Here is a 7,672-nt window from a genome sequence, read left to right on the forward strand (position 1 = left end):
TCCTGGGACGGACCATTCGGCGCGGTCAACCCGTTGGAAGCCCCGTCCTGGTTGACCGCCGAACCCCGCATCACCGCAAGGATCTGGTGACCGTTGCGCTGGGCGTCGGACAACCGCTCCAACAGGAGCATCCCCACACCTTCGCCCCAACCGGTGCCGTCCGCAGCACCCGCGAACGACTTACACCGCCCATCCGCGGCCAGTCCCCGCTGGCGGCTGAACTCCACGAAACCCGCAGGCGAGGACAACACCGTGACCCCACCCGCCAACGCCAACGTGCTCTCACCCTGCCGCAACGACTGCGCCGCGAGGTGCATCGCCACCAACGACGACGAACACGCCGTATCCACGGTCACCGCCGGGCCTTCCAAACCGAGGGTGTACGCGATCCGCCCGGAGATGGCGCTGGCCGTCCGCCCGGTGATCCCGTAGTCCTCGGCGCCACCATCGGAGGCGGCGATCAACGCCCCATAATCTTGACCGTTGGTACCCGCGAACACTCCGGTGCGGCTGCCTCGCAGCGTCTGCGGGTCGATACCGGCCCGCTCGAACGTTTCCCACGCCGACTCCAGCAACAGTCGTTGCTGGGGGTCCATGGCGATGGCTTCGCGTGGGCTGATGCCGAAGAACGCCGAGTCGAACCCGGCGACGTCATCCAAGAACCCACCCTCGACGACGTAGCTCTTCCCGGCCACGTCCGGATCGGGATCGTAAAGACCCTCGACGTCCCAACCGCGATCCACCGGGAAGCCCGACACCGCATCGGTTCCCGTATCCACCAGCCGCCAGAGATCCTCCGGACCCGCGACACCGCCGGGGAATCGGCAGCTCATCGCCACGATCGCGATCGGCTCCTGAGCCGACTCCTCGACGTCACGCAGGCGTTTCCGGGTCCTGCCCAGCTCGGCAGTTACCTTGTTGAGGTAATTACGGAGCTTGGAGTTCTCTGACATCTGTTTCCTAGTGGTCCGTATTTGAAGTTGCGGGACGGTGGGCCTTGGTGAGGATCTGGTCGGCGGTTTTGGTCCAGACGAAAGGCTTGGCGCGGGGGTTCCAGCCGTTGATGAACTGACGAATCTTGGTGGTCAGTTCCCGCACGTTGCGGAAGGTCCCGCGGTGGATGGCTTGACGTTCGATGATGCCGAACCAGACCTCGACCAGGTTCATCCACGAGGCCGAGGTGGGAGTGAAATGCACTCGGATACGCGGGTTTTCGGCAAGCCAGTCACGGACCTCGGCCTTCTTGTGGGCGGCGTAGTCGTCCATCACCAGGTGCAGCTCATCGGCGGGATAGGCGCGGGCGATGTGACGCAGGAAGGCCAGGAATTCCTGATGCCGATGACGCGGCTTGCATACCCCGGTGACCTTGCCGGTCGCGATTTCGAGGGCGGCAAACAGCGTGGTGGTTCCGTGGCGGACGTAGTCGTGGGTCTGACGCTCGGGCATACCGATCTGCATCGGCAGTGTCGGCGCCGTCCGGTCCAAGGCCTGGATCTGCGACTTCTCATCGACGCACAACACGATCGCGTTCTCCGGCAGATCGAGATAGAGCCCGACGATGTCGGTGACCTTGCCCGCCAGCTCCGGATCGGTGGAGAACTTGAACGTCTCCGCGCGCCACGGCTGGACCCCGTACTCACGCCACACCTTCGACACCGTGCCGTGCGCGATACCGAGATGCCCGGCCAGCAAACGCGAACTCCAGTGCGTGACACCGTATTTCTTCGGCGGCGGTGTCAGCGTCGCAGTAATCAGCTTGTCCCGGTCCAGGGTTCGCGGCCGGCCCGAACGATCCTCGTCATGCAGCCCATCGATCCCGTGCTCCTCGTACCGTGCACGCCAGCTGACCACCGTCTGCCGCGAAATCGCGAACCGCCGCGCGATCTCGGAATGAGCCACACCATCGGCAGCCAGCACGACGATCCGGGCCCGCAACACCAGCCCGGACTTCATCGACCGCGACCGGATCCAGCCCTGCAGGACCTCCCGATCACCGTCACGCAACACTAGAGGGGCGGCTCGCACACCCAGATTCAACCAGACGACCACACCGTCCAACTAATTTGGAAGCGACCCACTAGGGTCTTTCCGGGGGGCCTGACGTGGGGTGTACGCATGCCCAGGAGGTACTGATATGTCGGGAGTCTTATCGAAATCGGGACTTTCGGGCAGATTGAAGGAGGCTTTCGGGCAAGTGGAACACTCCTCAGGCGGCGCGGAAAAGCGGGGATGCGTAAGGACTTTTTGATTGACAAACTTCTCGCCGCACGGTATGAAGATTTGACCGATCGGGTCCGCGCTACCCGAGGGTTAATTTAAGGATTTATCAGCCTTGTTCCGCAGACTGTCCCCTCTGCCCGTGACATTGTTCGAAACGTACCCAGGGTGATTCAGAGTGAGAGGTACCCGGTGACCACTGCAGCACGGCCGGACGCGATCCTGCCCGACGGCCCCTCTGGTCAGCGCCTGGTGAAAGCCCTGACCTACGCCCTTAACCCGGACCGAACACTGCACCGCTACCAGGCCCGCTACGGGTCAGCCTTCAGCATCAACGCGTTCGGCTTCGGTCGGATGGTGGTGCTGACCGACCCGGCCGAGGTGAAGCAGATCCTGCAGGCCACCCAAGACGTCATCGACCTGGCCGACATCGGCGTCGACCGAGCACTCGGTCACGGCTCGCTGTTCGCCACGTACGGCGACGCGCACCGCCGCGACCGCAAACTCCTCACCCCGCCGCTGCACGGCAACCGCCTGCGGGCGTACGAGAAGGTGGTCGAACGGGCCGCCGAGTCTGAGATGGCCACTTGGCCGGAGGGTAGGCCTTTTCCCGCCCTGCCGTCGATGATGCGGATAACGCTCGACGTCATCCTGGACGCGGTGTTCGGCGCCGAGGGCGCCGAACTCGAGGAACTGCGCCGGATGCTGCCGCCGATGGTGAAGCTCGGCACCCTTCTCACGTTCCTGCCGAAATTCCAGCGGCTTCTGGGCTCACACGGCCCGTGGGCACGTTTCCAACGCGACCGAGCCCGGTTCGACGTCCTCATGAGCAGGCTGATCGACCAGGCCACGCCCGTCCTCGACACCCGCGACGACGTGCTCGCCATGCTCTTGCAGGCGCGGTACGACGACGGTTCCCCGATGGGTCATGCCCAGATCTCCGATCAGATGCTGACCCTGATGGCGGCCGGTCACGAGACCACCGCGACCACGCTGGCCTGGGTCGTCGAACGCATCCGGCGCCAAGAAGGGCTCTCTGAACGGCTTGCCGCCGAGGTCGACGAGGGCGGGTCGGCGCTGCGCGACTCCACGCTGCTCGAAGTGCAGCGGGTACGACCCGTGGTCAACCTGGTCAACAGGGAGGTGCGGGCCGAGAACCTGGAGATCGGGCGTTGGCGGCTGCCACGCGGCACGGTTGTTGGCATCCCCATCGGCCTGCTGCACGACGACCCGAACCTGTTCGGCGACCCGTCCACGTTCAACCCGGGCCGCTTCGTCGGAGCCAAGCCGAACACCTACCAGTGGATTCCGTTCGGTGGCGGCGTCCGGCGCTGCATCGGTGCCAACTTCGCGACGCTGGAGATGAACGTGGTGGTGCGCACCATGTTCCGTGACTTCATCGTCGAACCGACCACCGACGGACCGGAACGCCGGGTGACTCGCGGCATCGCGGCTGCCCCCGGCAAAGGCGGCATGATGATCGTCCGGCGCCGCACCTGACCAGCTGTTCCCGTGATCTTCCACCGGCCAGGCTCCTCGCTTCGAGTTGACGGTCCCGGGCATGGGCATAGTCGCCCCGTAGTCCCTGGGCCGCTCCGAGCGGTGGGCATCGTGAGGGTGGTTCGCGGCAGGTCTTCACCCGCAGTACCCGGTCGCGCCGTCGCCGTCGCGTCCGGTCACCTGCGGACCTGGTCTGGTCGCAACCGGCCCACGCGACCCGGAAGCCGGAATGACCTACTCCGGACCATGATCACCGATCGTCCGTGCCAGCTGGTCACCGAGTAACGAGACATCCTTTGGCACTCACCCGGCCATCGTTCCGCTGAATAGGGAGACCCTCTGTGCCCAGCCAAGAAGAGTTGGTGAACTACCTCAAGCGGGTCACCACGGAGTTGCTCGACGCCCGTCGCCGGCTCCAGGAGAACGACAGCGCGCAGCGTGAGCCGATTGCGATCGTGGCGATGAGTTGCCGGTTCCCTGGTGGGGTGGCGGGTCCGGAGGACCTGTGGCGGTTGGTGGATTCGGGAACCGATGCGGTGTCGGGTTTTCCGGTGGATCGCGGTTGGGATGTCGAGGGTCTTTACGATGCCGATCCGGACGTGGCCGGGAAGAGCTATGTCGTCGAGGGTGGGTTCCTGGATGACGTCGCCGGGTTCGACTCGGTGTTCTTCGGCATCAGCCCGCGCGAAGCCATCGCGATGGACCCGCAGCAACGACTGTTGCTGGAGTCGGCGTGGGAGGTATTCGAGCGTGCGGGCATCGATCCGGGAGCGGTGCGAGGCAGCCGGACCGGCGTGTTCGCGGGTCTGATCTCGAACGACTACCTGTCCCGGCTGTCCGAGCTTTCCGATGGAGTCGAGGGGTTCCTGTCCACTGGGGCCGCGGGCAGTGTGGCTTCCGGGCGGATCGCTTACACCCTCGGGTTGGAAGGCCCGGCGGTCACGGTCGACACGGCGTGTTCGTCGTCGTTGGTGGCGATGCACCTCGCGGCGCAGTCGTTGCGGCAGGGCGAGTGCACGCTCGCTCTGGCCGGTGGCGCGACCGTGTTGTCCTCACCGGCGGGTTTCGTGGAGTTCAGCCGCCAGCGGGGGCTGGCCTCGGATGGACGATGCAAACCGTTCGCGGGTGCTGCGGACGGGACTGGTTGGGGCGAGGGTGTTGGCCTTCTGCTGTTGGAGCGGTTGTCGGATGCTCAGCGCAACGGCCATCAAGTCCTTGGGGTGATGCGGGGTTCGGCGGTGAACCAGGATGGGGCTTCGAACGGGTTGACCGCGCCGAATGGTCCGTCCCAGGAGCGGGTGATCCGGCAGGCTCTCGCGAGTGCTGGGCTGGGTGTCGGCGATGTCGACGCGGTGGAAGCGCACGGCACCGGGACCAGGCTGGGTGATCCGATCGAGGCCCAGGCGTTGTTGGGGACCTACGGGCAGGACCGGGACGAGCCGTTGCTGCTCGGCTCGGTCAAGTCGAATATCGGTCACACGCAGGCTGCGGCGGGTGTCGCGGGTGTCATCAAGATGGTGTTGGCGATGCAGCGTGGCCAACTGCCGAAGACTTTGCATGTGGACGAGCCGACTCCGCAGGTGGACTGGACGACCGGTGCGGTGGAGGTGTTGTCCGAGGCACGGGCGTGGCCGCAGGTGGATCGGCCGCGTCGTGCTGGTGTCTCGTCGTTCGGTATCAGCGGCACCAACGCACACGTGATCCTCGAACAGGCACCGGAACCGGATGTTCCTGCCATCCCTGCAGGGTCGCAGCCGGCCGTGGTGCCGTGGGTCCTTTCGGCGAAGACCGAGCCCGCACTGCTGGTGCAGGCCGGGCGGTTGAAGGACTTCCTCGAAACACACCCCGATCTCGACCCGGCGGATGTGGGTTGGTCACTGGCGACGACGCGGTCGGTGTTCGATTGGCGTGCGGTTGTGATGGCTGGTGACCGGGAGGGTCTGGGGTCGGTTACCGCGCAGCGGGCCAATACTGGTAGGGCGGTGTTGGTTTTTCCGGGTCAGGGTTCGCAGTGGGTTGGTATGGCGGTGGAGTTGTTGGACTCCTCGCCCGTGTTCGCGGCGTCGATTGACGACTGCGGGGCGGTGTTGTCGGAGTTTGTGGATTGGTCGTTGGTTGATGTTCTGCGGGCCGGCGAGGGGTTTGAGCGTGTTGATGTGGTGCAGCCGGTGTTGTGGGCGGTGATGGTGTCGTTGGCTGCGTTGTGGCGTTCGTATGGTGTTGTGCCTGCTGCGGTGATTGGTCATTCGCAGGGTGAGATTGCTGCTGCGGTGGTTTGTGGTGCGTTGTCGTTGCGGGATGGTGCGCGGGTGGTGGCGTTGCGCAGCAAGGTGTTGCTGGGGATCGCGGGTGGCGGTGGCATGGTGTCTGTCGCGTTGTCGGTGGGCGAGGTGCGTGCCCGGTTGGTGGATGGGATCGGGATCGCTGCGGTCAATGGTCCGTGCTCGGTGGTGGTGTCGGGTGTGGCGGCGGTGCTGGATCGGTGGCAGGCAGAAGTGGAGGCTGCTGGGGTTCGGGTCCGTCGGGTGCCGGTGGATTATGCCTCTCACTCCGCTGATGTGGAGCGGTTGCGTGAGGAGATTCTGGAGGTGTTGGCTCCGGTCTCGCCGCGGTCGGTGGAGTTGCCGTTCTACTCGACATTGACCGGTGGGGTGTTCGACACGTCGGGGTTGGATGCGGGGTATTGGTACGAGAGTTTGCGTCAGCCGGTGTTGTTCGAGCAGGCGACCAGGGAGTTGCTCGACCAAGGTCACGACGTGTTGATCGAGTGCAGTCCGCATCCGGTGCTTGCCGTCGGCATTGAGGAGACCATCGAGGCGGCCGGGAGCAAGGCTGCGGTGGTCGGTTCTCTGCGCCGCGACGACGGCGGCCTCGGCAGGTTCGTCAAATCGGTCGCGGAAGCCTGGGCGGGTGGCATCAGACCGGCGTGGGACGTGGTGTTCGGTCCCGAGCGTTGCACGGTGGAGCTGCCGACCTATCCGTTCCAACGGGACCGGTACTGGCTGGAAACCATTCCCTCGATGGGCGACCTCGCCTCTGCGGGCCTGGGCTCGGCAGGCCACCCGCTGCTGGGCGCGGCGGTCACGTTGGCGGACGCCGGCGGGGCGTTGCTGACGGGCAAGCTGTCGCTGCGTACCCACCCGTGGCTGGCTGATCACGCCGTCCTGGGCTCGGTGTTGCTGCCGGGGACGGCCTTCGTCGAGTTGGCGTTGCGAGCCGGTGACGAGGTCGGCGGCACCCGGCTCGAGGAACTGGTGCTGTCGGCGCCGCTGGTTCTGACTGAGCGTGGCGGTGTCCAGATTCAGGTGGCCGTGGCAGCGGCGGACGAGTCGGGCCGCCGCCCGCTGACGGTGCACTCGCGCGTGGATGAGGAGTGGGTGCTCCACGCGACGGGCGTTCTCGTGCCGGATCCGCAAGGGGAGCCGATGCGGTTGGAGCAGTGGCCGCCGCCTGGGGCTGAACCGGTCGACGTCAGCGGTCTATACCCGGACTTGGCGGAAGCGGGCCTGGGCTACGGGCCGCTGTTCCAGGGTTTGACGGCGGCGTGGCGGTCCGGCGACGAGGTGTTCGCCGAGGTGGCCCTGCCAGATGGGGCGGTGACCACCGGGTTCGGCCTGCATCCGGCGCTGTCGGATGCGGCCTTGCACGCGGTCGGGCTCGGCGAAGGGAGCGGGACGCGGCTGCCGTTTGTGTTTCGTGACGTGTCGTTGTGGGCGGTGGGTGCGTCCGCGTTGCGGGTGCGGGTCTCTCCGATGGGTGCGGATGCGGTTTCGGTTGATTTGTTCGATGTGGATGGTCGGCTGGTGGCTCGTATCGGTGAGTTGACGTTGCGGCCGGTGTCCACGGCTGATTTCGCTCGTCACGACCTGTTGTTCGGTCTGGAGTGGGAGTCCATCACGGTGCCGCCCGGCGATGGTGGTTGGGTCGTGCTCGGGTCTGACGACCTCCGTCTCGC

3 protein-coding genes and 1 pseudogene are annotated in these 7,672 nt (G+C 65.8%); 2 read left to right on the forward strand and 2 right to left on the reverse strand.

From position 1 onward, the window contains the following. On the reverse strand, positions 1-953 hold a 953-nt coding region (locus OOZ19_RS29810; RefSeq protein ID WP_266093508.1), incomplete at its 3' end, for a beta-ketoacyl synthase N-terminal-like domain-containing protein. A 7-nt stretch (positions 954-960) separates the two neighbouring features. Next, complete coding sequence (locus OOZ19_RS29815; protein WP_266093511.1) at positions 961-2,025, reverse strand: IS630 family transposase; 1,065 nt, start codon at positions 2,023-2,025, stop codon at positions 961-963. 384 nt (positions 2,026-2,409) lie between these two features. On the opposite strand from OOZ19_RS29815, the gene OOZ19_RS29820 reads away from it, so the two are divergent. Both OOZ19_RS29820 and OOZ19_RS29825 read left to right on the forward strand, forming a co-directional pair. Next, a complete protein-coding gene (locus OOZ19_RS29820; protein WP_266093509.1) occupies positions 2,410-3,717 on the forward strand; it encodes a cytochrome P450 in 1,308 nt (435 codons plus the stop codon). Positions 3,718-4,064: 347 nt separating this feature from the next. Continuing rightward, a pseudogene (locus OOZ19_RS29825) lies at positions 4,065-7,672 on the forward strand (type I polyketide synthase); the annotation flags it as partial.

Source organism: Saccharopolyspora sp. NFXS83 (assembly GCF_026241095.1).
GTDB lineage: Bacteria > Actinomycetota > Actinomycetes > Mycobacteriales > Pseudonocardiaceae > Saccharopolyspora_C.